Source organism: Klebsiella sp. K5-306, from assembly GCF_051835185.1.
Taxonomy (GTDB): Bacteria; Pseudomonadota; Gammaproteobacteria; order Enterobacterales; family Enterobacteriaceae; genus Klebsiella; species Klebsiella oxytoca.
Map to the genome: position 1 here is coordinate 1 of NZ_JAIFJY010000004.1, position 25,072 is coordinate 25,072.

21 protein-coding genes and 1 pseudogene are annotated in these 25,072 nt (G+C 54.7%); 9 read left to right on the forward strand and 13 right to left on the reverse strand.

Annotation, left to right across the window (positions count from 1 at the left end; genetic code table 11):
• Window positions 1-126 precede the first annotated feature (126 nt).
• From K2184_RS07650 to K2184_RS07665, 4 genes and pseudogenes are all read right to left on the reverse strand, one after another.
• A pseudogene (locus K2184_RS07650) lies at window positions 127-315 on the reverse strand (PilZ domain-containing protein); the annotation flags it as partial.
• Window positions 316-702: 387 nt separating this feature from the next.
• Window positions 703-1,575, reverse strand: coding sequence for an aldo/keto reductase family oxidoreductase (locus K2184_RS07655; RefSeq protein WP_016808169.1), 873 nt, complete (start codon window positions 1,573-1,575; stop codon window positions 703-705).
• Between the two features lie 115 nt (window positions 1,576-1,690).
• Window positions 1,691-2,920, reverse strand: a complete 1,230-nt coding sequence (locus K2184_RS07660) for an amino acid permease (RefSeq protein WP_004105334.1) — start codon at window positions 2,918-2,920, stop codon at window positions 1,691-1,693.
• Window positions 2,921-3,055: 135 nt separating this feature from the next.
• The gene (locus K2184_RS07665) at window positions 3,056-3,517 is read right to left on the reverse strand and encodes a multidrug/biocide efflux PACE transporter (RefSeq protein WP_032729031.1); all 462 of its coding nucleotides are present in this window, start codon (window positions 3,515-3,517) and stop codon (window positions 3,056-3,058) included.
• Window positions 3,518-3,613: 96 nt separating this feature from the next.
• Here K2184_RS07665 and K2184_RS07670 point away from each other — a divergent pair, with 96 nt between their 5' ends.
• The 3 genes from K2184_RS07670 (at window position 3,614) to K2184_RS07680 (ending at window position 6,891) form a co-directional block, all read left to right on the forward strand.
• Window positions 3,614-4,486, forward strand: coding sequence for a LysR family transcriptional regulator (locus K2184_RS07670; RefSeq protein WP_004105330.1), 873 nt, complete (start codon window positions 3,614-3,616; stop codon window positions 4,484-4,486).
• A gap of 290 nt (window positions 4,487-4,776) precedes the next feature.
• A complete protein-coding gene (locus K2184_RS07675) occupies window positions 4,777-5,952 on the forward strand; it encodes an acetyl-CoA C-acetyltransferase (RefSeq protein WP_064356486.1) in 1,176 nt (391 codons plus the stop codon).
• A gap of 243 nt (window positions 5,953-6,195) precedes the next feature.
• A complete protein-coding gene (locus K2184_RS07680) occupies window positions 6,196-6,891 on the forward strand; it encodes a porin (protein ID WP_004105324.1) in 696 nt (231 codons plus the stop codon).
• Between the two features lie 231 nt (window positions 6,892-7,122).
• Here K2184_RS07680 and K2184_RS07685 read toward each other — a convergent pair whose 3' ends face one another.
• On the reverse strand, window positions 7,123-8,298 hold the full coding sequence (locus K2184_RS07685; protein WP_004105320.1) for an oligogalacturonate lyase family protein: 1,176 nt from the start codon (window positions 8,296-8,298) through the stop codon (window positions 7,123-7,125).
• A gap of 542 nt (window positions 8,299-8,840) precedes the next feature.
• Here K2184_RS07685 and kduD point away from each other — a divergent pair.
• Both kduD and araE read left to right on the forward strand, forming a co-directional pair.
• Entirely contained in the window at window positions 8,841-9,602 is a 762-nt protein-coding gene (gene kduD, locus K2184_RS07690) for a 2-dehydro-3-deoxy-D-gluconate 5-dehydrogenase KduD (protein WP_004105319.1), read from the forward strand.
• A 311-nt stretch (window positions 9,603-9,913) separates the two neighbouring features.
• A complete protein-coding gene (gene araE / locus K2184_RS07695; protein ID WP_004105316.1) occupies window positions 9,914-11,332 on the forward strand; it encodes an arabinose-proton symporter AraE in 1,419 nt (472 codons plus the stop codon).
• On the opposite strand, the gene K2184_RS07700 is transcribed toward araE, so the two are convergent.
• Complete coding sequence (locus K2184_RS07700; RefSeq protein WP_004105314.1) at window positions 11,333-12,328, reverse strand: LacI family DNA-binding transcriptional regulator; 996 nt, start codon at window positions 12,326-12,328, stop codon at window positions 11,333-11,335.
• A gap of 241 nt (window positions 12,329-12,569) precedes the next feature.
• On the opposite strand from K2184_RS07700, the gene K2184_RS07705 reads away from it, so the two are divergent.
• The 3 genes from K2184_RS07705 (at window position 12,570) to K2184_RS07715 (ending at window position 16,723) form a co-directional block, all read left to right on the forward strand.
• Window positions 12,570-13,811 carry an MFS transporter gene (locus tag K2184_RS07705; RefSeq protein WP_004105313.1) on the forward strand — a complete coding sequence of 414 codons (1,242 nt, stop codon included), beginning with the start codon at window positions 12,570-12,572 and terminating at the stop codon, window positions 13,809-13,811.
• An 18-nt stretch (window positions 13,812-13,829) separates the two neighbouring features.
• Entirely contained in the window at window positions 13,830-15,263 is a 1,434-nt protein-coding gene (locus K2184_RS07710; RefSeq protein WP_032729072.1) for a glycoside hydrolase family 32 protein, read from the forward strand.
• A 113-nt stretch (window positions 15,264-15,376) separates the two neighbouring features.
• The gene (locus K2184_RS07715) at window positions 15,377-16,723 is read left to right on the forward strand and encodes a carbohydrate porin (protein ID WP_004115141.1); all 1,347 of its coding nucleotides are present in this window, start codon (window positions 15,377-15,379) and stop codon (window positions 16,721-16,723) included.
• 343 nt (window positions 16,724-17,066) lie between these two features.
• Here the strand turns inward: K2184_RS07715 and K2184_RS07720 are convergent, their stop codons facing one another.
• The 6 genes from K2184_RS07720 to K2184_RS07745 form a co-directional block, all read right to left on the reverse strand.
• On the reverse strand, window positions 17,067-18,197 hold the full coding sequence (locus K2184_RS07720) for an oligogalacturonate lyase family protein (protein ID WP_032692184.1): 1,131 nt from the start codon (window positions 18,195-18,197) through the stop codon (window positions 17,067-17,069).
• A 68-nt stretch (window positions 18,198-18,265) separates the two neighbouring features.
• Window positions 18,266-19,552 carry an ABC transporter substrate-binding protein gene (locus tag K2184_RS07725; protein WP_004105307.1) on the reverse strand — a complete coding sequence of 429 codons (1,287 nt, stop codon included), beginning with the start codon at window positions 19,550-19,552 and terminating at the stop codon, window positions 18,266-18,268.
• 16 nt (window positions 19,553-19,568) lie between these two features.
• Window positions 19,569-20,696 carry an ABC transporter ATP-binding protein gene (locus K2184_RS07730; RefSeq protein ID WP_004105304.1) on the reverse strand — a complete coding sequence of 376 codons (1,128 nt, stop codon included), beginning with the start codon at window positions 20,694-20,696 and terminating at the stop codon, window positions 19,569-19,571.
• Window positions 20,697-20,708: 12 nt separating this feature from the next.
• Entirely contained in the window at window positions 20,709-21,611 is a 903-nt protein-coding gene (locus K2184_RS07735) for a carbohydrate ABC transporter permease (protein WP_004105302.1), read from the reverse strand.
• A complete protein-coding gene (locus tag K2184_RS07740; protein ID WP_004115132.1) occupies window positions 21,604-22,494 on the reverse strand; it encodes a carbohydrate ABC transporter permease in 891 nt (296 codons plus the stop codon). Before K2184_RS07740 ends, K2184_RS07735 begins: the two co-directional genes overlap by 8 nt.
• 493 nt (window positions 22,495-22,987) lie before the next feature.
• A complete protein-coding gene (locus K2184_RS07745; protein ID WP_064397348.1) occupies window positions 22,988-23,314 on the reverse strand; it encodes a cupin domain-containing protein in 327 nt (108 codons plus the stop codon).
• A 136-nt stretch (window positions 23,315-23,450) separates the two neighbouring features.
• On the opposite strand from K2184_RS07745, the gene K2184_RS07750 reads away from it, so the two are divergent.
• On the forward strand, window positions 23,451-24,143 hold the full coding sequence (locus tag K2184_RS07750; RefSeq protein WP_004105281.1) for an aspartate/glutamate racemase: 693 nt from the start codon (window positions 23,451-23,453) through the stop codon (window positions 24,141-24,143).
• Here K2184_RS07750 and K2184_RS07755 read toward each other — a convergent pair.
• The gene (locus K2184_RS07755) at window positions 24,130-25,056 is read right to left on the reverse strand and encodes a LysR family transcriptional regulator (protein WP_024274656.1); all 927 of its coding nucleotides are present in this window, start codon (window positions 25,054-25,056) and stop codon (window positions 24,130-24,132) included. The genes K2184_RS07750 and K2184_RS07755 overlap by 14 nt on opposite strands.
• Between the last annotated feature and the right edge of the window lie 16 nt (window positions 25,057-25,072).

Below are 25,072 nucleotides of genomic sequence, written 5' to 3' on the forward strand. Positions count from 1 at the left end.
AATGGTGGAAAAAATAGCCTAAATAGGCTAATTCGATGTGTTTGCGGGAAAAAAATCGGCCCAGATCCGCGAAATTTTAATCAGCGAGTCAGCTTGGGAAGAAATGACCTGCTTATTCGCACCTTCCTTAACTTTATGCCCGGCGGGGATTTTGCAGGTGGTGGTGATATGAAACTCGGCAAAATCCACCCGCGTCAGCTGGGTTATCGTGCTTTTGTTATTAACAAAAACTTCTATCTCCGCCTGCTTTCGAAGCTCTTCCCTGAAAATAGCAATGATTTCATACTTACTCGTCTTTATCGTTCCCTCTGTCATGTGAAATCCTTGTAAATTGTTATTGTGTGGTTGATTTTTTATATGGCAATACAAACATTCTGATTGTGTTAACCAGATGTTTTTATGAGCGTTTGATGTTGTTAGCTATCTTTGCAGCTAAATTGATTTGTATAAACTTTGAATGCGATATTGTTTTTCCTGTAATCAAGAGTTCAAAAAGTTTGGCGAGACAAAAACGACAGAAGCCTCCATTTAGGAGGCCAGTCGGAAAAGGATAAAGCTATGCTTTGCATAGGGGTTATCCGTGAAGGAATAATGCAGATAACACCTAATTGTAGGATGTATAGTGCCAGTGGCGTAAAGGTAATTCCAGGCAAATATTGAGGAGCAGGCTTCTGCGAATATCCATTGGCAGAAGCCTGAGAATCAGGCGTGAGGCTGGAGGTTATCCAGAATGGCTAACGCATCGGCCGGAAGGGTTAATTCCGCAGCGGCAAGATTTTCGTGCAGGTGCTGTAGCGAAGAGGTGCCCGGAATAAGCAGAATATTTGGCGAGCGCTGGAGCAGCCAGGCCAGCGCTACCTGCATCGGCGTGGCATCCAGCGAAGCGGCAACTTCATTAAGCTCCCGGGCCTGGAGCGGGGTAAAGCCGCCCAGCGGGAAAAAAGGGACCCAGGCGATATTCTGCGCCGCCAGCTCGTCGATAAGCGGGTCATCCTGACGGTTTGCTACGTTGTACTGGTTCTGAACGCAGGCGACAGGCGTCATTTTTTGCGCATCGCTTACCTGTCTGGCGGTGACGTTACTCAGTCCGATATGGCGAATCAGTCCGCGTTCTTTCAGCTCCAGCAGGGTGGTTAAAGGCCCTTCCAGCGACCCCTCAACCGGGCCGTGAGTGCCGAGCATACTGCGCAGATTCACCACCTCCAGCACGTCGAGACCCAGATTGCGCAGATTATCCTCTACCGCCTGAGTGAGTTCCGCGGGCGACATGGCGGGTAGCCAGTTGCCTTTATCGTCCCGGCGGGCGCTGACTTTGGTCACGATACACAGATCGTCGGGGTAGGGATGCAGCGCCTGGCGAATAAGCTGATTAGTGATGTGGGGGCCGTAAAAATCGGAGGTATCGATATGATTAACTCCCGACTCGACCGCTTCCTGCAGGACGCGGATAGCGGTTTGCGGATCTTTTGGCGGACCGAAGACGCCGGGTCCCGCAAGCTGCATCGCCCCGTATCCCAGGCGATAAACCTGACGATCGCCTAACGTCGCGGTACCGGATAATTTTACGCTGGACATAGCCATCCTCGCTTTCATTGTATGCAAAGGATAAGTGTATGCCGTCAGGGAGAGTGGTGGGATGAGAATATTGGCAGAACGTGCGGCGAATAAAGAATTCGCCGCACGTCAGGGACTAGCTAAAAAACATCACCGATACGCAGAGCAAACCGACCACCAGGGTGATGAAGTTACCCACTGAACGGTAAGGCTTCAGCGCCGGAATAAGATACGTGGACAGGGTGGGCATGATGAACAGGATCATCGCAATAAGCGGGCCGCTGATCGCATAAATCATTGAGATGGCGTTGGGATTGATAAAGCACACCGCGAAGGTCAGCGTCGAGACCAGCAGGATCGACATCGCCCGATTGAACGCGCGGCTTTTACGAATCCCCGCCTGGGCGAGAGCGGTTTTGACCATTTCGCTGGCGCCTTCAATCACGCCAAAATAGGTGCCGAGGAACGATTTCGACATCGCTACCACCGCCACAATAATCCCGGTGACCGCCAGCCACGCCGGTGAACCCGGCATCATCGACAGCGCGGAAAGAATCGTGACCCCTTCATCACGCGCGGTTTGAATATAGGTAGCCGGTATCGACAGCAGGCAGCTGAAGACGAAAAACAGCACGCTGGCGCAGATGAGGGTGTAGGCCACCTTCATGATTTTTTTGCATTTACCCATGGCCTGCTCGCCGTATTTCTCCTGCTGATCGATAGCAAAAGTCGAAATGATCGGCGTATGGCTAAAAGCGAAAACCATCACGGGAATAGAGATCCAGATTTGGTGGAACGTGTGCGAAGACAGCTGCATCTGGCTGGTCAGGTAGGCTGGCTGCCAGCTGCCCATTAAATAGATGGAGAGAAACAGGAAACAGGCGATCAGCGGAAAGACCAAAAAGCCCATGACTTTAATCGTGACGTGGCGGCCCATTAAAAAGATCAGATTCAGCACCAGCACCACGCCCAGACTGAGAAGCGCGCGTATTTGCGAAGTGATGGGCACGTGTCTGGCAAGCTGTTCCGCAAGCGAGTTGGTGATGGCGACGGCGTAAATCAGCACGACCACGAAAAAGGCGAGGAAATAGAGACCGGTGATCAGGCTGCCGATCTTTTTACCGTAATAGTGATTAACGGCGCCGGTGATCCCCGCGCCCGGAGCGATGTTAGCGGAAAGAATGAACTGGCTCAGCGCTTTATGCGGCCAGTAGGTCAGCGGCCAGGCGACCAGCGCGGTGATGAACAGAACGATGGCGCCAGCGGATCCCAGTTGGATCGGCAAGAATAACGTGCCAGCGCCTACAGCAGTGCCATATAAGGCGAAACTCCACAGAGTTTCTTCTTTAGACCAAATTTTAGACATTATGCGACTTTATCAACCAGAAAACGAACAAAAAGGAGTGCAATTTATCACATTTATGGATGAGCTGGGGCGATAGTTTCTGGCGAAGAAGTGAAGCCGCGGAGCGCCCGTTACCGGCCGGGCGCGTTGCAAAAATTACTGGCGGGCGGCGATTCGCTGCTGGCGAACCTTTATGACGCGTTCGCGCAGCATATCCCAGACCCAGTTAAACGCCATGGTGTAGGGAAGGAAAAACAGCATAAAGCCAATTTCCAGCATAAACGCCTGCATCAGCGAGACGCCCAGTACCAGCGCGACCATGGTGACGCCAATTATAATAAAGCCTGACTCGAAGCCGAGAGCGTGCAGCGCGCGGACCCGCAGGTTCCGCACGACCCGGGAGGTCGGCCACAGGCGGTCGAATAGGGCGTTATAGATAATGTTCCAGACCATCGCCAGCGTGGCGAGCAGGATACTCAGTCCGCCCATTTCCACGACCGAGCGCTGCATAAGCCACGCGGCGGTAGGGGCGAGGATCAGCGTCGCCAGACCTTCAAAGCTGATAGCGTGGATAACCCGTTCCGTCAGCGTTTTGCGCTGAACATGTCGTTGTTGCATGGCTCGTTGCCTCCAAACATTATAAGGAAATATCCGGCATTTTATGGATAAATGTGATAAACAAAAGATAGTATCCATCGATAAAGTAGATAGTTCATGCGCTATTCTCCCGAAGCCCTTACCGCTTTCGTCGAAGCCGTCGCCTGCGGTTCATTTTCTGCCGCGGCGCGGCGGCTGCGCAAAAGCCAGTCCACTATCAGCACCGCGATCGCCAACCTGGAAGCCGATCTAGGTGTGACGTTGTTCGATCGTACCGCCAGACAGCCCGCGCTGACGCCGCAGGGCGAGCAGGTGCTCAGCTACGTGAAAGCGATTCTGGCGGCCAGCGACAGGCTTGATGAGCTGGCAATTTCGCTGTCCGGTAAGACGGAAGCGCGTCTGACCTTTGTGCTCTCCGATACGCTGCATCCCGATGTGCTGGAAGATCTGCTGGCGCAGTTCGATCGCCATTTTCCGCATACCGAATTTGAGTGCCTGATTGGCGAAGATGACGATGTTATCGACCTGCTACAAAAGGAGCGGGCGCAGGTGGGGCTGATTGAGGCCAGAGATAACTACCCGACAGAAATCGGCAGCATCCGGCTGCCGATGCAAACCGAAATGGCTATTTACGTGGCTCCCCGGCATCCGCTGGCGGCCCAGGGCAGGGTGACCCGTGACGAGCTGTTTAGCTGGCGCGAGCTGCGCCTGAGCACCTATCTGGAAAACACGACGGAACCGGCACGCGGGCTGGTATGGTCGGCGCCTAACTATCTTCTGCTGTTCAGCATGGCGGCTCAGGGGCTGGGATGGTGTATTTTGCCCAGCGCGCTGGTGGAGGAGTTTGCCGGTAGCGGCAGTCTGGTGGCGCTGGACATTGCCGGTTGGCCGCGGGTGATATCGACCGATTTGCTGTGGAATAAAAAGGCGCCGCCGGGAGAGGCGGGAAGCTGGCTGCGTCAGCATCTGCAGGGGCATCGGCGTGAATAGCGCCCATTATTTTCGCATCGCCCGGCGGCCGATACCTTGCGGGGCTTCGGTGCCGCTAGCTGGCCCGATATTGATTGCGCGGGGCTACTTTTCGTCAGGCAGGTAAGGCGCCACCTGCCAACAATGCCTGCACGATGCGTAACAATGGCGTTGTCGCCAGCCGCAAGCGCTAAAATCGCCCACAATCTTTGTGATTCTCCTCACTTTTTTTAAACAATTGCGAAATTTTTTGATAACAATTCACTACTATGATGCTGTTTCTTTGCGCAGAGGCGGAGCAGAGGTAGAGGATGAAAGATGTCGTAATTGTCGGCGCGTTGCGAACGCCCATCGGCTGTTTTCAGGGCACGTTATCGCGTCATTCCGCGGTAGAGCTGGGCAGCGTGGTCGTCAAGGCGTTAGTTGAGCGCAGCGGCGTCGATCCCCAGAGTATAGATGAAGTGATCCTCGGCCAGGTACTGACTGCGGGCACCGGCCAGAATCCTGCGCGCCAGTCGGCAATCCGCGGCGGGCTGCCCAATACCGTTTCTGCCATTACCATTAATGATGTATGCGGTTCCGGGCTCAAGGCGCTGCACCTGGCCACGCAGGCGATTCAGTGCGGCGAAGCGGATGTGGTTATCGCCGGCGGGCAGGAGAATATGAGCCGCGCTCCGCACGTGCTGACCGACAGCCGTACCGGCGCGCAGTTGGGCAATAGTCAGCTTATCGATAGCCTCGTCCACGACGGCCTGTGGGATGCGTTCAATGATTATCATATGGGGGTGACGGCGGAGAATCTGGCGCGCGAGTACAACATTAGCCGTGAACTACAGGACGCCTGGGCGCTCAGCTCGCAGCATAAAGCGCGGCGGGCGATTGATTCCGGTCGTTTTCGCGATGAAATCGTGCCGGTAGCCAGTGAACTCAACGGTACCCCCCGCCTGGTGGACACCGATGAACAACCGCGCGTTGACCCCAGCGCTGAAGCGCTCGCCAGCCTGCTTCCGACCTTTGACCTGCAGGGCTCGGTCACCGCAGGGAATGCCTCAAGCATTAACGATGGCGCGGCGGCGGTAATGATGATGAGCGAAGCCAAAGCAGAGGCGCTGGGGCTGCCGATTCTGGCGCGCATCCGCGCCTTCGCCAGCGTGGGCGTCGATCCGGCTCTGATGGGCATCGCGCCGGTCCATGCCACCCGTCGTTGCCTGGAACGTGCGGGCTGGAAGCTGGATGAGGTCGATCTTATCGAAGCCAACGAGGCTTTTGCCGCTCAGGCTATTTCGGTCGGCAGGGTTCTGGAATGGGACGAGCGGCGGGTGAACGTGAACGGCGGCGCGATTGCGCTGGGCCACCCCATTGGCGCTTCCGGCTGCCGTATTCTGGTTTCACTGGTGCACGAGATGATTAAACGCGATGCCCGCAAAGGGCTGGCTACGCTGTGCATCGGCGGCGGTCAGGGCGTGGCCCTGGCGGTTGAACGTTAATAAGCCCTTTCTGATGTAAGTAAACTGAGCCTCCCGATGGAGGCTTTTTTGTTTTTACCGCCAGGCATTTCCCTCCTGAAAATTCCTTTGTAACGCTCTATTTTGTTGAGCTTTGTCACGTCTTTTTGTGCCACCTTTTTTGAAACAAATAATTACGATCGCGATCACTAAAACATTATTGCCTAAAAAATAAAATGCGGTTTTATAAAAACGAAACGATATTTTAATTATGAGGGGTAATTTATGTTCGCAAGATCTCTGGCCCTTGCTGCACTCTGTGGCATGTCTTTCGCAGCTTCGGCAGTTACGGTAGATTTACGTCACGAATTCATTGATGGAGGCAAAACGGATAAGACCAACGCTGACCGCGTCTCCGTCTCCCATCGTTTCGCTAACGGCTTTGGCTTCTCCGTTGAGGCGAAGTGGAAGTCGGGCGGCGATAACACCAGCCAGCCTTATTCTGATTTCGTCGGTAATGGTCATGAAGAGAGCATTAGCTGGCAGTGGAAGGCTAACAAGAACTTCTCGGTCACGCCGGGGTTCAATATTGAAAGTAACGATAGCCGCTCAATCTACAAGCCGAATCTGCGCGTGCAATACAGCTTCGATAATGGTTTCTACGTTGCTGCCCGTTATCGTTATGACTACACCCGCTACCCGGCGAATGCAGGGAAAGAGGATGATAAAGTCAACCGTGGCGATGCGTGGGCCGGTTACGTGTTCGGCGACTGGCGTGCCGAGCTGAACTATGTTTATGCGCGCAGTACCGAAGGGGTTAAACGCAACGACAATAAACCTTACTCTCAGGAGTACAACCTCAAGGTTGCCTACAAGCTGGATAAAAACTGGGCGCCGTATGGCGAGCTCGGCAACGTCGGCGTCAACGATCGCAGCGATCGCCAGACCCGTTTCCGCGTAGGTGTTGCCTACTCATTCTAACTTAAAAAATGTCCTCATCGTTTACCCCGGAGCGGTCAGCCGGGGTTTTCTGTTGGTATTAACTCCTCTTCCCGGAGGCGGTGCTGCGCACCTGTCCGGGCTACCCCATATGCACATCATGTAGCCCGGATAAGCGCAGCGCGATCCGGGGAAAACGCCCGGGCATAAAAAAGCCCTCCAAAAGGAGGGCAAGGCCAGTTACAGAAACACTAACTCAAACAGTGGCTAACGCTATGCCTTCAGCATTTCGGGCTGCGGCGGCAGTTTCGCGATATATACGGCGGGTTTACCGTCTTTATCGGAACTGAACAAAATGGCGCTGTCGTCCGGGGTAAAGGACGGGTGCGGGTGGGTAACCTGGCGGCTATTAGCCACGGTTGCCCAGGACGTATCGTGACGCGCGACGCGGAAATAAGCCTGCTTCGCGACATCGAAAGCGTAGAGATACGGGTCGTTATCAATGGTGTAGCCGCTGGTATCTTTGACGTCCACCGGCGTACCGGAGCCATCGCCCACCAGCAACGTGCCGTCGAAGTTACTCATCAGATGTGAACAGGCCGGCATCTGCATTACCGCTTCATTAACGCCGGTATCCGGGTTGAAGCTATAGATCGTGCGACCCTGCTGCCCCTTCAGATATGAGACGTACACCAGCGCCGAGCCGTTCGGTACCCAGAATTCATGGGTGCAGCTTTCGCCTTCCGCATGCTCTTTAACTTTACGCACGTTGCTACCGTCTTCATTTACCATCCACATCCGCGCATCGACCAGGTCATGCGGCCCTTCATGGCAGAAGGCGACGGTATGGTCATCGAAAGGACGATAAATCGGATGGCCAAGCCATTTCTTCTCTTCGTGGATCACGCTGCTTTCGCCGGTTTGCAGGTCGACGCGCAGCAGGCGGCAATGGGGGCCTTTGTGGAAGAAATCGTGGAAAATCTGCCAGTCGTTAAGCGGCGTCCAGTCGCTTTTGGCTATCTCAATGCCAACCAGTTTGGTGCAATCGCTGTTGGCCACCCAGGTGCCGTAGCCCACCCAGTCATCGGCCACGCGATAAACTTCACGTTCTTGCAGGGTGGTGAGGTTAACCTCCAGCAGCGTACGGTCGTTCTTCACGTAATAAAGAGATTTATCATCCGGGGAAAGGAAGCCCCCAAACGTGTTATCGCCGGCGCCTTCCGTTAGCTGCACCGCCTCGGCTTTGGCGAGATCCAGCAGATAGTAGTTCCAGTTGCCGTCGAACTCGCCGGCAAACAGCAAATGGCTGCCATCGTTAAAAAAACACTTCTGATAGAAATAGTTACGATGACATGTCACTTCCGGTGGGGTTAAACGGGTGATCTCCGCGCCGGTGTCCGGATCGCGGCTGACTTCATAATTCAGTTTAACCCGCATGCCTTTAGCCATGATGTGCTCCTTTTCCTTCCTGAGGTATCGCCCGCCTGCGTTGACCGGCCAGTGGAAGTAGATTTAAAAGATGGGTATTAATTTATCAAAACATCGTTTCATTATTTGTGATGACGGGCGCAATTCGCAACAACGATTTGCTCTGGATCGCACTTTTTTGCCGCCGCTTTGGCTCTCGCCAGAACGATCTTTGTTTTCCTGCCGTTTTTTTACGATCCTTCGTCTTTTTTTTAAGTTCATCTAACTCATTGTATTTTATTGAGTTAAATAGGGTTTTCACGGTTTATCAATCACCGCTTCGTGATCTGTTTTGCATTTTTAACATTTAACAGTCTTAAAATTGAAACGATGTTTTAATAATAATTGAAAATGACTTTAGCCGGGGCTAAGATGTGCTCACTGTAAAACGGAACTCTGTTTTATTTTTAGAAGGGTAAATCCCTGAGAGTTCTTCAAACCATAAGGGTCTGCGTAAGCAGCAGGCTGAACTATCAGAACCTTGCCTGTGCCTACACAGGCTCTGAAAGATTAAGGAACCAAGTATGATTCTTGACGCATTCTCCCTGCAGGGCAAAGTGGCCGTTGTGAGCGGTTGTGATACCGGTCTGGGCCAGGGTATGGCGGTCGGCCTGGCGGAAGCCGGCTGCGACATCGTCGGTATCAATATTGTTGAACCGACCGAAACCATTGAGCGCGTAACGGCGCTGGGCCGTCGTTTTCTCAGCCTGACCGCCGACCTGCGTCAGATTGACGGCATCCCGCAGCTGCTGGAGCGCGCGGTAGCTGAGTTCGGTCATATCGATATTCTGGTTAACAACGCCGGTCTGATTCGTCGCGAAGACGCGATCGAATTCAGCGAGAAAAACTGGGACGACGTCATGAACCTGAATATTAAGAGCGTGTTCTTTATGTCTCAGGCAGCAGCGAAACACTTTATTGCCCAGGGCACCGGCGGCAAGATTATCAATATCGCTTCCATGCTCTCTTTCCAGGGCGGTATCCGCGTACCGTCTTACACGGCGTCCAAAAGCGCGGTGATGGGCGTGACCCGTCTGCTGGCGAACGAGTGGGCTAAGCACGGCATCAACGTTAACGCGCTGGCGCCCGGCTATATGGCGACCAACAATACCCAGCAGCTGCGCGCTGACGAACAGCGCAGCAGCGAAATCCTCGACCGTATCCCGGCGGGACGCTGGGGCCTGCCGAGCGACCTGATGGGGCCGGTGGTATTCCTGGCTTCCAGCGCGTCTGACTACGTCAACGGCTATACCGTGGCGGTGGACGGCGGCTGGCTGGCGCGCTAATTTTTGCCGCAATATCCGCGCAATGAGAAACCCTGCTTCGGCAGGGTTTTTTTATGTCTTAATGAGTATTGTCCATATCGTTAAATGAGAATAGTCCATATGGGTTATTTGTTTTTCCAGTGTTCATCTATCTATGCCAGGGGTTTCTGCGATTGAAATGCTTATTTTCTGTTCTTTGCAAAGTTGAATGTCCATCACAAAACCACTGCCTGTAGCAACTTAATCCATATCTTTGGCTTGTCCAGCCTGACACTTTAAGCCGCCGATCCCGTAGTTTCATCGTATGTCTTACTTCGTCTGGCAGGAAAAAAATGACCTCTATCAGTCACGACTCTACAACCATGCCGCGTTCGCAGCGCGATACCCGACGTATGAATCAGTTTGTCTCCATTGCCGCCGCGGTGGCGGGTCTGCTGTTTGGCCTCGATATCGGGGTCATCGCCGGGGCGCTGCCCTTTATCACCGATCATTTCGTTTTATCCAGCCGCCTGCAGGAGTGGGTGGTGAGCAGCATGATGCTGGGAGCCGCTATTGGCGCGCTATTCAACGGCTGGCTCTCTTTCCGCCTCGGGCGTAAATACAGTCTGATGGTTGGCGCGGTGCTGTTCGTCGCCGGCTCCGTGGGCTCCGCATTTGCGACCAGCGTTGAAATGCTGCTGGTGGCGAGGATCGTTCTCGGCGTTGCCGTGGGGATCGCCTCGTATACCGCGCCTCTGTATCTGTCGGAAATGGCGAGCGAAAACGTGCGCGGGAAGATGATCAGTATGTATCAGCTGATGGTGACTCTCGGGATTGTGATGGCGTTTCTCTCAGATACCGCGTTTAGCTACAGCGGCAACTGGCGCGCCATGCTTGGCGTGCTGGCGCTGCCTGCGGTGGTGCTGATTATCCTGGTGATCTTCCTGCCAAACAGCCCACGCTGGCTGGCGGAAAAAGGGCGTCACGTGGAAGCGGAAGAGGTGCTGCGAATGCTGCGCGACACGTCAGAGAAAGCCCGCGACGAACTGAATGAGATCCGTGAAAGCCTGAAGCTGAAGCAGGGCGGCTGGGCGCTGTTTAAGGTCAACCGCAACGTGCGTCGGGCGGTATTTCTCGGCATGCTGTTGCAGGCGATGCAGCAGTTTACCGGTATGAATATCATCATGTACTACGCGCCGCGCATCTTTAAAATGGCGGGTTTCACCACCACGGAACAGCAGATGGTCGCGACCCTGGTGGTAGGCCTGACCTTTATGTTCGCCACCTTTATCGCCGTCTTTACCGTCGACAAGGCCGGACGTAAACCGGCGCTGAAAATTGGCTTTAGCGTGATGGCCATCGGCACGCTGGTGCTGGGCTACTGTCTGATGCAGTTTGATAACGGCACCGCTTCCAGCGGCCTCTCCTGGCTGTCGGTGGGGATGACCATGATGTGCATCGCTGGCTATGCGATGAGCGCCGCGCCGGTGGTGTGGATCCTGTGTTCGGAAATTCAGCCGCTGAAGTGCCGCGATTTCGGTATTACCTGCTCCACTACCACCAACTGGGTGTCGAATATGATCATCGGCGCGACCTTCCTGACGCTGTTGGATGCTATTGGCGCGGCGGGAACCTTCTGGCTCTATACCGCGCTGAACGTCGCCTTCATTGGCGTGACTTTCTGGCTGATCCCGGAAACCAAAAACGTCACTCTGGAGCATATTGAACGTAAGCTGATGTCCGGCGAGAAACTGCGCAATATCGGCAATTAATTATAATGAGTCGCGCGGCAGCCAGGGGCTGGCAACCCGAACTGTCTCCCGATGGCTGTCGCCGTTAATAATATGCAGGGCGCTCAGGCGCCCGATATCATAGTGCGGTAGCTGCACCGTTGAGAGCGGCGGTAAAAACAGATCGCCAATTCCCACCATATTATCGTAACCCACAACCGCCACATCCTGCGGAATGCGCAGCCCCTGCGCCAGCAGCGTTTGATAAACCATAAACGCGATGCGGTCGTTGCCGCAAATCACTGAATCGAACTGCGGCGTTTGTCTAACGATGTGCGCCAGCACGATGGCGGGAATATCGCGATAGTGCTCATCGCCGTAGGCCATATAGCTGTGGTCGAGCGTATCGGGGTCAATACCCGCTTCCCGGCAGGCGCGCTCCAGTCCCTCGCGGCGGCGGACGGTGGCCAGATGATTGGCCGGAAGATGCAGGCACAGCGGGCGGCGATAGCCAGCGGCCAGCAGCGCCTGTACCGCCGTATACTGGCCCTGTTCGTCGTCCGGAATATAGCTGGCGACCGGATCGTGCAGGCTTTCGCAGTTGGCCAGTACGCAGGGGAGGGTTAACAGCTTGGCCGGAAGCGGCACCTGACGCAGGCCCATCGTGGTGTAAATAATGCCATCCGGGCGATGGGAGAGCAGCAGGTCGACAATGGTTTCCGGGCTATCATCAGAGAACATATTGACCACGAAGCTGTTCCAGCCGTGCGCCCGCGCGGTTTCTTCGATGGAGAGCGTAATCTCTACTGAAAATGGCGTGGTGACGGTATCCAGCGCCAGCACTCCGATAGTGTTTGGCGTCGCATGAGCGCCGCGGATTTTTTTCGCCGACAGGTCGGGGACATAGTTGGTCTGTTCGATTGCCGCCTGGACGCGCGCCAGGGTCTCCGGCTTGAGCCTTTCCGGGCTATTGAGCGCCCGGGAGACCGTCATCAGCGATACATTCGCCAGCTTTGCCACATCTTTCAGAGATGCCATATTTAAGTGCTCCACCCTTGCCGTCGGCGGCGGGTATTACTAAGTTACTGATGTAAAAGGATCATACGATATTCTATCGTACCGCTGGCGCGGGCGCAGGCGATGAATATTTGATCGCGATCGCATTCCCATTATGTTAACGTTAACTTTTGTGATTAACATCATGAATCTCAGCAAAACGAAGTGAGTTTCGCTTTTTGTTAACGTTACCATAATAACATTACTCCAACATGAGAATGTCATGATGAAAGCGCATCACTCTCACAGCTATCCGTTACTCAGTGCGTTACTGTTTTTCTTTTTCGTGACCTGGTCCTCTTCAGGCTCGCTGCTCTCTATCTGGCTGCACCAGGAAGTGGGCCTTAAGCCGGGGGATACCGGGATTATCTTTTCGGTGCTTTCGGTCTCCGCGCTTTTTGCGCAGGTGTGTTACGGCTTTATTCAGGACAAGCTCGGCTTGCGGAAAAATCTGCTCTGGTACATTACCGTACTGCTGATCCTCTCCGGGCCGGCCTATATGGTGTTTGGCTATCTGCTGAAAATTAACGTGTTACTCGGCAGTATTTTCGGCGGGATTTATATTGGATTGACCTTCAACGGCGGCATCGGCGTGCTGGAGTCCTACACCGAGCGCGTCGCGCGCCAGAGCCAGTTTGAATTTGGTAAAGCACGGATGTGGGGATCGCTGGGCTGGGCGGTGGCGACGTTCTTCGCCGGATTACTGTTCAACATTAACCCGCATTTAAACTTCGCCGTCGCCAGCTGCTCTGGCCTGGTATTCTTCATTCTCCTGGCGCGCCTGCGGGTCTCTTCTGCGCCGCACGCCATGCAGGAAGCGGTATCGGGCGGTAAAGTGACGCTGGAAGATGCTCTGCGTCTGCTGACCCTGCCGCGCTTTTGGGCGCTGGTCTTCTTCGTGATTGGTACCTGTATTTACGGCGTATATGACCAGCAGTTCCCGGTCTACTTCTCCTCCCAGTTTCCGACGCTGCAGGAAGGTAATGAGATGTACGGCTATCTGAACTCGTTCCAGGTGTTCCTGGAGGCCGCCGGTATGTTCTGCGCGCCGTGGCTGGTTAACCGTATTGGTGCGAAAAACGGCCTGATCTTCGCCGGGATGGTGATGGCCATGCGGATGGTGGCTTCCGGACTGGTGGAAGGGCCGCTGCTAATCTCCATCACGAAACTGCTGCACGCGGTCGAACTGCCGGTGCTGCTGGTCTCCATCTTTAAATACAACAGTTTAAACTTCGATAAGCGTCTTTCATCCACGCTCTACCTGGTCGGCTTTGCCTGCACCAGCTCGGTTATCGCCACCGTCCTGTCGCCGCTGGCGGGCTATAGCTATGAGAAATACGGCTTCGCCCAGTCCTATCTGATTATGGGACTGCTGGTGTTCTGCACCACCTTTATCTCCATCTTCTTGTTGCGTTCAAGCAAGTCCTCTGCGGACCCGCTGATGCCGCAAACTTCCGCTATCTGAATCAAAAGAGTAATGAATATGACCTATTCCATTTCCCGGGCTGAGCAAGAACTGCAGGCTAAACATGAAAAGCTGAACCTGCGCTGGTATCCGCGCTACCACCTGGCCGCCCGCGCGGGCTGGATCAACGATCCTAATGGCCTGGTCTGGTTTGACGGCTGGTATCACGCGTTTTACCAGCACCATCCGTACTCTACCAAATGGGGGCCGATGCACTGGGGCCACGCGCGCAGCAAGGATCTGGTGCACTGGGAGCATCTGCCGGTGGCGCTGGCCCCGGAAGGCCCGGAGGATAAAGACGGCTGCTTCTCCGGCTCGGCGGTGGTGGATGGCGATACGCTGGCGCTGATTTATACCGGGCACAAATTCCACGGCGACCCGAGCGACGAAGCCAATCTTTATCAGGTGCAGTGTCTGGCGACCAGTCGCGACGGCATTCACTTCGAACGTCAGGGGATTGTGGTCGACACCCCGCCGGGTATGCACCATTTCCGCGACCCGAAAGTGTGGCGAGAAGGGGACAGCTGGTACATGATCGTCGGCGCTCGCGATGGCGATACCGGCCAGGTGCGGCTGTATCGTTCAGCCGACCTGCGCCAGTGGCAGGATGCCGGCGTCCTAGACGAGGCGGAAAAAGAGATGGGCTACATGTGGGAATGCCCGGACTTCTTCGCCCTCAACGGCAAGCATATTCTGATGTTCTCTCCGCAGGGGCTGGCGGCTAAAGGCTATCAAAACCGCAACCTGTTCCAGAGCGGTTATCTGCTCGGTGAATGGCAGCCGGGACAGGCGTTTGTGCGCGAGGGGGCGTTTGTGGAAATGGATCACGGGCATGATTTTTATGCCCCGCAAAGCTTCCTCACTCCCGACGGCCGCCGCATTGTCATCGGCTGGCTGGATATGTGGGAATCGCCGTTGCCGGAGCAGCAGGATGGATGGGCGGGCATGCTTTCGCTGCCGCGTGAACTGAGCCTGAGCGCGGATAATCGGCTACAAATGCGTCCGGCGAAAGAGGTCGAGAGCATGCGCGGCGCCAGCTTCCCATGGCCGGTGACGACGCTGAAGAACCAGCAGACCACGATGGTGGAAAACTGCGAGGCGATGGAAGCGATCCTCCACTGGGACTGCGCCAGCAGCAACGCAGAGCAGTATGGCCTGAGCTTAGGCGATGGTCTGCGCGTTTACGTGGATGCGCAGATGCAGCGCCTTGTGCTGGAGCGGCATTATCCGCAGTATGGCCTGTGCGGCACCCGCAGCGTCCCATTGACCGAGGGGGCCGATCTGAAGCTGAGGGTATTTTTCGATAGCTCTTCCGTCGAAGTGTTTGTTAATGATGGCGAGGCCTGTCTGAGTAGCCGTATATATCCGGATGCCACTCGCCGTGAATTATCGCTATTTGCCTGGAGCGGTTCGGCGTATTTAACTGAAGCAGGAGCGTGGCAGCTGGAATAATAATTATCGAATGATCGTTAATAACCCGTCTGCGAGGATGGACGGGTTATTATTATCGTGCTTTACCCATAAAATAAAAAATATCATTTAACTAAATAATAAAGGGTTTTCCGATGAATAAAATCTGGGTCGGGTGTGTTCTGACGTCTTTATTTACCCCTCTGGCTAATGCACAGGCGCCGTTATCTCTTGAGGAACGGCTGGCGCAAATGGAACAACGGCTAAAGGCGACCGAGCAGCGGGCGGCCAGCGCGGAGGCAGAAATCCGCGCGCTGAAAGGTCAGGAGACGCCAGCGGCCACGGTGGCCAGCGCCGCACCGGCTAAACCTGCTTTACAGCTTAATGATTATGGTGAATTAAAATTCTATGGCGACGTTGAGTTTAATATGGACGGAGCCAGTCGTACCGGTAGCCTGACGTCGGTGAAAACCAGTGCCAATAAAAACTGGGCGCCGGGAGATAAGGAACGCTGGGATATTAACGGCCGCATTCTTTTGGGCTTTGATGGATTACGCAAAGGGGCTAACGGTAAATATGCCGGATTCAGCGTGCAGCCGCTGGCGGATATGAATGGCAAAATGAATCTTGATGATGCCGCATTTTTCTTCGGTCAGCAGGATGACTGGAAAATTAAAATCGGTCGTTTTGAAGCCTACGATATGTTCCCGCTTAATCAGGATACCTTTATTGAATATTCCGGCAACACGGCCAACGATCTGTATAGCGACGGCTACGGCTATATTTATATGATGAAAGAGGGGCGCGGACGCAGCAGCAGCGGCGGCAATTTCCTGCTGAGTAAAAATATCGATAACTGGTATTTTGAGGTGAATACGCTGGTGGAGGACGGCAGCTCGCTGTTTGTCGATCAGAACTATCACGGCAACGCGCTCGATAATCGTAAAAACGTGGTGTACGTGCGTCCGGTGGCGTCCTGGCAGTCTGGCCCCTGGTCGGTGGCGGCAGCAATGGAGAGTAACCTCGTTAACAATGCTTACGGCTATCAGAATCAGAACGGGCGCTGGGTCGATCAGTCCAGCCGCACCGGCTACGGTATGACCATGAGCTGGAATACGCTGAAGACTGATGCCGAGGACGGAGCGGTGGTGAACCTGAGCACCGCGTATCTGGACGCGGCGGATGAAAAGGATTTCAGCGCCGGTATCAACGCTTTATGGCATCGCGTGGAGCTGGGCTATATCTATGCGCATAACAAAATCGACCAGTTTAATCTTTCCGGCGTGAGCGCGGAGTGCGATGGCGACTGCGCGATTCTGACGCCGGGGCGCTACGACATCCATACTATTCATACTTCCTGGCAGCTGCCGAATATTATGGATATGCCGAACTTTAATATTTATCTCGGGGCCTATGCGTCATGGCTCGATTCATCGGCGGCGAAAAGCGGTAATACCGATGAACGCTACGGCGCGCGGGTGCGATTTAAATATTTCTTCTGACATCTTCCCGGGTCGCGGCGTAAACGCCTTACCCGGGCTACGGGATCGCAGACGGCTGTTGACCTGTAGCCCGGGCAGGCGCTTTGCGCCGCCCCTGGGGAGAGAATCGGAGCCTGTACTGGATAAGGTTTCCCGGAGGCGATGCTGCGCATCTGTCCGGGCTACGGGATCGCAGAGAGCTGTTGATCTGTAGCCCGGGCAAGCGCTTTGCGCCGCCCCCGGGAGCAGCGCGCAGAGTGGCATAATTTCCCGGAATCGACGCTTGTGCATCTATCCGGGCAGCGGGATCGCTGACGGCGGTAGCCCGGCTAAGCATCGCGCGAGCCGGGACGTTGCCGAATCACTACACCTCCGCCAGATACAGCGCGGGCATACCCTCTTTATCGGAGGTAAACAGCACCCAGCGGTTATCCGGTGAAAACGACGGATGCGGATGCGTCGCCTGGCGCTCGCCCTCAATCACTTTCCACGTAGAGTCATGGCGGCACACGGCGGTCTGCCTATCGGCGGCAATATCAAACACCCAAATAAACGGATCGTTAAGCTGGATATCGCCGGTGCTGTGCGGCGCGCCGTCGCCGACCACCAGGCTGCCATCGTGATTGCTCATCAGATGCGAACACGGAGGAATCGCCATCAACTGGCGATTTTCCAGCGTTGCCGGGTCGGCGCGATACAGATAGCGATGCGGATCGTTTTCCTGATGCGCGACATAGTAAAGCGCGGAGCCATCCGGTACCCAGAATTCGTGCGTAAAGCTCTCACCCGGCTGGTGCTGGCGAACCTTGCGCATGTTGCTGCCGTCAGCGTTGATAAGCCACATTCTGGCATCGATAGCATCGCGCGGACCTTCATGGCAGAAGGCGATGGTGCTGTCGTCAAACGGGCGGTAAATCGGGTGGCCGAGCCAGCGTTTTTCCTGCAATACCACGCGCTGTTCGCCGCTGCGCAGATCGATATTAATCAACCGGCACTCCGGCTCGGTGAAGTAGAATGCGCGGAACTTGCCCCAGTCGGTCAACGGCTGCCAGTCGCTTTTTTTGATTTCGATTCCGACCATCTGACTGCAATCGCTGTTGGCGACCCAGGTTCCGTAGGCTACCCATTGGTCATCCACCTGATATACGACCTGTTCCTCCAGCGAGGCCAGATCCACGCGGCGCAGCTGCTGGTTGTTTTTCACATACCACAGCGACCGGTCGTCGGCGGAAAGGAAACCGCCGAAGGTGTTATCGCCCGGCCCGTCGGTGAGCTGGGTCGCCTGCTGGCCGGCGATATCGAGTAAATAGTAGTTCCAGTGGCCTTCAAACGCGCCGCCGAAAATTAGCTTGCCGCCATCCCGGGTAAAGCATTTTTGATAGAAATAGTTGCGATGGCAGATAACATGCGGTGGCGTCATCCGGATCACCTGGTGACCGGTTTCGCTGTCCTGCGTGTGCAGAAAGCTCAGCGGGATGATTTTGCCTTTCATGATTCACTTCACTCCTTGCTAAAAAAATACCCCGCAGCCGGAGCTGCGGGGTAGGTTCCGATAACAGGCAATTAGCGCATCGCGCGGCGCAGGATGCGGTCAGACTGACGCTGGAAGTCAATTGCCGTCTCTTCCACGGTTTTCTGCCCGTAGTCGATGTACTGCAGAGAGGTGCCGAACTGGGCGACGATCTGCGGGTCATCAAAGTACGGCGACACCGAGAGTTTGGCCGGCAGGGACTGCGCCAGGCGCAGGCCCGATACCGCCGGATCGTCCTCTTTGATCGCGCCGTTTTCGGTCAGGTATTGCACCGCCACTTTGCTCAGCGGCACGCCGCGCTCAAGACCCAGCGTCTCAACCCCTTCTTTACTGTTCAGCAGGAAGTTGATCACCTTCGCCGCCGCTTCCGGATTTTTGGTGGATTTACCAATGGAGAGCATCTGCGCAGGTTTAAAGAACAGACCTGCGTCGGTAGCGCCCGGCAGCATCGGATAGCTGCCCAGCTCCAGCTTCGCCGGCGGCTTCAGGTTGTCGGAGTATTTGTTAATAGTGGAGTTCCACATATAGGTCCCCGCCCACTCGCCCTGAATCCACGGCTTCATTTCATACATGTTGCTCTTACCGAACGAGGCATAGTACTTGGTGTCCGGCATCACGTGGCTGTCGATAAGCTTTTTATACATCTGGAAGAATTCGACCCACTGCTCTTTGCTGTAGGAGAATTTCTTGGTTTTTTCATCGATAGCCGGCTGGTTGTACTTCTGAATCATATATGAATTGAGCAGCGCCAGAGTGTCCTGGTGCTCCAGCACGACCGGGTAATACTGTTTGCCCAGCTTGCTCTCAAAGGTTTTACCCGCCGCCATCAGCTCGTCCCAGGTTTTCGGGTACTCGACGCCCGCTTTTTTCCAGGTTTCATCGTTAAAATAGAAGACGCGCGCGGTCACGGAAATAGGTATACCGTTAAGCTTGCCGTCTACCGTGGTGGTTTGCAGCTCTTTGGCATCAAACTGGCTCAGGTCGATCACGTCCTTCATCTTGTTGAGATCGTAGAAGCCTTCGCCGTTTTTCGAAAAGATTGGCAGCCAGTTCCAGTTAGTTTGCATCACGTCCGGCTCGGTACCGCCGGCGATTTGCGTGGTCAGGCGCGAAAGATGGCCGTCCCAGCCGGTATATTCCGCTTTAACGTTGATATCCGGGTTTTGTTTATGAAACTCTTCCAGCGCCTTGAGGGTCACCTGGTGACGGCCGTTGCCGCCCCACCATGACATACGCAGGTCGACATCCTTTGCCATAGAAGGCAACGCGGTAAGGCCCAAAGTGGCGGAGATTGCGGCGCTTAAAAGCACTTTTTTCATTTTAATACTCCAGGGTTCACAGAGAGATGTTCTGTTCAGTTTTGGCGTCAAAGATATGACACTTGTTGAGATCGAATTTGAAATGCACCGTGCGATGAAGTCCTTTCTCAATCATTGGCTTCGCTTCATCTGAAGGCACGCGGGCGGTCAGTTCATAATCGGCCACCTTCAGGTAGACGAAGAATTCATGGCCCATGTTTTCCACGCGCACCATCTCGCCGGGGCAGGAGCCTTCAGCAAACGGTTCATCGGAGATAGAGACAAATTCCGGACGCACGCCAAAGAACACCTGCTGGTTCTTATGGGTGTCGACCTTGCTCTGCAGTCGGTCATTTAGCGGCAGCAGCCCGTCGCCAACGGTCAGATGCAGGCGACCCGCTTGCTCAACCAGCTGGCTGGGACGAATATTCATCTCCGGCGCGCCGATAAACCCGGCCACAAACATGTTTTTCGGCTTGTGATAGAGGTTGTCCGGGGTATCCACCTGCATGATATGGCCCAGCTTCATCACGCAGATGCGGTCGCCCATGGTCATCGCCTCGGTCTGATCGTGGGTGACGTAGACGGTGGTCGCCGGTTTACCGGATTTTTTCAGCTGCTTATGCAGGTCGGAAATACGAATACGCATTGAGGCGCGCAGCTTGGCGTCAAGGTTAGAGAGCGGTTCATCGAACAGGAATACATCTGGCTTTTTCACAATCGCGCGGCCAACCGCTACGCGCTGTGCCTGACCGCCGGAGAGCTGACGCGGCAGGCGGTCCAGCAGTTCTTCCAGCTCAAGGATTTTCGCCGCTTCGTTTACCTGGGCCTCAATCTGGTCTTTTGGCAGCTTGCTCAGCTTCAGACCGAAGGCGAGGTTCTCGCGCACCGTCATATGCGGATAGAGCGCGTAGTTCTGGAACACCATCGCAATGCCGCGCGCTTTTGGCGCGAGATTATTTACGATTTTTTCGCCGATCCGCACTTCGCCGCCGCTGATAGTTTCCAGACCAGCCAGCATGCGCAGGGTAGTCGATTTGGCGCAGCCGGACGGCCCAACGATAACCATAAACTCGCCGTCCGCGATTTTCAGATCGATACCATGTACCGCCTTGAAGCCGTTGGAGTAGACCTTTTCCAGTTTGTTGAAAATAACTTCAGCCATGATATTTCCCTCTTAACCTTTAATTCCGCTGCTGGTAACGCCCTGTACGAAGTAGCGTTGTGCCAGGAAGAACACGATGATGGACGGCAGAATGGAGATACTCGCCATTGCCAGAATTTCGTTCCACGGAGCGCCTTCCGTGACGTCGATGGACATTTTCAGCGCCAGCGCGATGGGGTATTTATCCACGCTGTAGACGTAAATCAGCGGACCGATAAAGTCGTTCATGGACCACATGAACTGGAACAGCGCCACCGAGATAATCGCCGGTTTCAGAATTGGCACCACCACGTACCACAGCACCTGAATGGAGTTGCAGCCGTCAATCTGCGCCGCTTCTTCCATGTCGCGCGGAACGCCGCGCAGGAATTGAATCAGCATGAAGACGAAGAACCCCTGAGTGGCGAAGGCCAGCGGCAGGTACAGCGGCAGATAGCTGTTCAGCATGCCCATTTCACGGAACATCAGATACTGCGGGATCAGCAGTACGGTGCTCGGCAGGAGCATGGTGGTGATCAGCGTAGCGAACCAGAATTTCTTCCACGGGATTTCGAAGCGGGCAAAGCCGTAGGCCACGATGGTGGAGGAGATAATGGTCAGCAGCACTTTCGGGATCACATACTTAAAGGTGTTCAGCATGTAGTGGCCGAAGTTGTACTCGGTGCCGGTTTTCCAGCCGTTGATAAAGCCATCCCAGGTCGCGTGGGCAGGCCACAGGCTCAGGGTGGTGAAGATCTCGTGGTTCGGTTTGAACGACGCCGAGAACATCCATACCAGCGGGTAGAGCATCAGCAGGCCGACGAACAGCAGGATCACATAGCGAATCGAGCGGCTTATTTTTTCACGGCGCAGCGTCCGCGCGACTTCACGTTCAGCGACGTCCCTTGCTTCAGTGATTTGTTGGATATCAGCCATTTTTGCCTCCCTTATCGGCGGAGTAGAACACCCAATATTTCGAAGACTTAAACGCAATGGCGGCAAACACCGCGACCACCAGGAACAGCACCCATGCCAGCGCCGCACCGTAGCCCATATCGAAGTACTTAAAGGCGGTGTCGTAGATATAGAGCGAGAACAGATAGGTGGAGTAGGTTGGGCCGCCGCCGGTGATGACGTACGGGCCGGTAAACTCCTGGAACGCCTGGGTAGTCTGCATGATGAAGTTGAAGAAAATCACCGGTGTGATTAGCGGCACCGTGACCTTCATAAACATCTGCCATTTTGAAGCGCCATCGATCATCGCCGCTTCATATTGTGATTGTGGAACGTTCTGCAGCGCCGCAAGGAAGATGACCATCGCTGAGCCAAACTGCCAGACGCGCAGCAGGGTAACGGACATCAGGGCCAGCGAAGGCTCGCCGAGCCAGTTGACCGGGTCGAAGCCGAGCACGCCGATAAAGCTGTTCAGCAGGCCGTCGATAGCAAACAGCGCGCGCCACAATACGGCAATCGCCACCGAGCTACCGAGTATCGACGGGATGTAGTAGGCGGTACGGAAAAAACCGATGCCGCGCAGCTTAAAGTTGAGGACAAACGCGATCCCCAGAGCGAAAGCCAGTTTTAACGGGATGGTTAAAAAGACATACGCGAACGTCACGCCCATGGATTTCCAGAAGAGGCCATCTTCGGTCAGCATGTAGCGATAGTTTTCGATGCCGTTAAACACCGGTGGACTCATCAAATCGTACTCAGTGAAACTGAGGAAGAAAGATGAAACAAAGGGAAAGGCGGTAAAGACTATCAACCCTATGATGTAGGGCGATATCCATGCCAATCCCAGCATTTTGTTTTCATTCATACATACCTACCTGGCTTACGAGTTTGTAATACGGATTCGGGGTTACTGCCTTTCCCGCGGCCCGTGCCGCCGGAAAGTTAATGCGTTCCTGGTATGTCAGCGGTAAATCCTTCCCTGGCGATGGTTGATTGGTTAAAACTTTTCTTTCTTCTTATCCCTGAAGAACATGTGTTTTTTGATTTTGTCTTACCCGGCGTCCTGATTTTGTAAAACGCCGTTTTAATTTTATTTTATTGCTATTTATTACGGAGTCATTCGGTTGATCGCGGAAATGTGATCAAAGTCGAAACGATGTTTCAAAAAGGTGCTGGAGCGCGCATTTTGCAGAGATGAGAGGTCAGAGATACGGATGAGAGTCAGACGGAGAGAGGCTGGTCAGGCGATATTGCTTGCGCTGCTAATCATTGCGGTGCGACATACTTTATGACAATTATTTGTAGCGGAAAAGTTCAGAAAATGGTGGGCATGCGCGGCATGCCCTGGAGATGAAGGGCTACTTTTGCAGAAAATCCTGACGCACAGGGGTGAAGGTATCCAGCAGCGTTCCCGCCCTGAGGCAAACGCAGCCGTGCATAATTTCCGGTTTCTTGTAGAGCGTATCGCCGGCGCTGACCACGTGCTTTTCATCACCGATGGTGAACTCGAACTCGCCTGAGAGCACGTAGGTAAGCTGTTCATGGGGGTGGTTATGCATCGGCCCAATGGCGCCTTGTTCGAAGTTCACTTCAACCGCCATCATTTTGCCATCGTGCGCAAGAATGCGGCGCGTGACGCCATTACCCAGATCTTCAAGGGTGGTCTCTTTATGAAAAATAAACATCCGATGGTCCTGTGATTAAATGAAACAATGTTTCATTTAATCTATCCCATAATCCTGAAAAAGGAAACGATCGTCGGGAGAAGTGGAAAGTCGATCACAACTTTGTTCTACTGAAAAACTCACACAAGGAGGGATGATGAAAACGATTGGTCTGTTAGGCGGTATGAGCTGGGAATCAACGATTCCTTACTACCGGTTGATAAATGAAGGTATTAAAGCACGCCTCGGCGGTCTGCACTCCGCCAGCCTGCTGTTGCACAGCGTCGATTTCCACGAAATTGAAGCCTGTCAGTCAAACGGCGACTGGGAACGCGCGGGCGAGATCCTCGCGCAGGCGGCCTTCGGCCTGCAGCAGGCGGGCGCCGAAGGGATCGTCCTGTGTACCAACACCATGCATAAAGTCGCGCAGGCGATAGAAACGCGCTGCGACGTGCCGTTTTTGCATATTGCCGACGCTACCGGACGAGCGATTATCGCAAAGGGCCAGCGCCGCGTTGCGCTATTAGGCACGCGCTATACCATGGAACAGGATTTTTATCGCGGCCGCCTGCAGCAGCAGTTTGCTATTGATACGCTGATTCCGGAAGCTGAAGATCGCACGCGGATTAACCAGATCATTTTTGATGAACTGTGCCTCGGCGTCTTTAACGCGCATTCACGCGACTACTATCTGCAGGTCATTGACGCTCTGGCGGAGCAGGGGGCGGAAGGGGTCATTTTTGGCTGCACCGAAATCGGCCTGCTGGTACCGGAAGAGAGCAGTCCGCTGCCGGTGTTTGATACCACAGCGATTCATGCGGCGGACGCGGTTGAGTTTATGCTTTCGTAAGTACCGCTTCGAGCGGGGTCAGGATGCGAGACATGCTGTTTTGCAAATGCAGTGCAAACGCATCGACCAGCGCGGATCCCGGGCGGTGGAGCGGGCGAACCAGGCTTACGGTAAAAGGCACTTCAACGCTAAAGCGTCGGACCACCACGCCGTTCCCGGCATAATCGAGCGCGGTGAGCGGGTTAACCACTGAAATGCCGACTCCGGCGCGCACCATAGCGCAAATGGAGGCGGCGCTGTGCGTTTCCACCACCATCCGCCGTTTCACCTGATGTTCATGAAACAGCGCATCGAGCAGCTGACGGTAGCTGTCGGTGCGCGACAGGCTAATATAGTTTTCACCATTAAAGTCTGCAGGCGTTAATACTTGCTTAGCGGCAAGCGGATGGCCCTGCGGCAATACGCACACTTCATTCAGGGTCAACAGGGGCGTACGCTCGGTTCCGGCGGGAGTATGCAGGGTCTCTGTCAATCCCAGATCGTGGCGCTGGGCGGAAAGCCACTCCTCCAGCAGCGGCGACTCCTGCGGGACGATTTGCAGGCTGACCTCCGGGTAGCGCGTCAAAAAAGGCTCCAGCAGTAGCGGCAGGAATGATTGGGAAAATACCGGCAGACAGGCGACCGACAGTTCGCCCTGGCGGAACTCGCGCAGGCTTTCCGCAGCGCTGACGATTCTGTCCAGGCCGTACCAGGAGCGCTGCACCTCTTCAAACAGGCGTAAACCCTGAACCGTTGGCTGCAGACGGCCGCGGGCGCGGGCGAACAGCGTTAATCCCAGCACCTTTTCAAAACGCGCCAGCTCGCGGCTGACGGTCGGCTGCGAGGTATGCAGCATTCTTGCGGCCTCGGTCAGATTGCCGGTGGTCATGACGGCATGGAAGATTTCAATATGACGCAGATTAACGGCGGGCATGAGTGTTCCTTAAGTA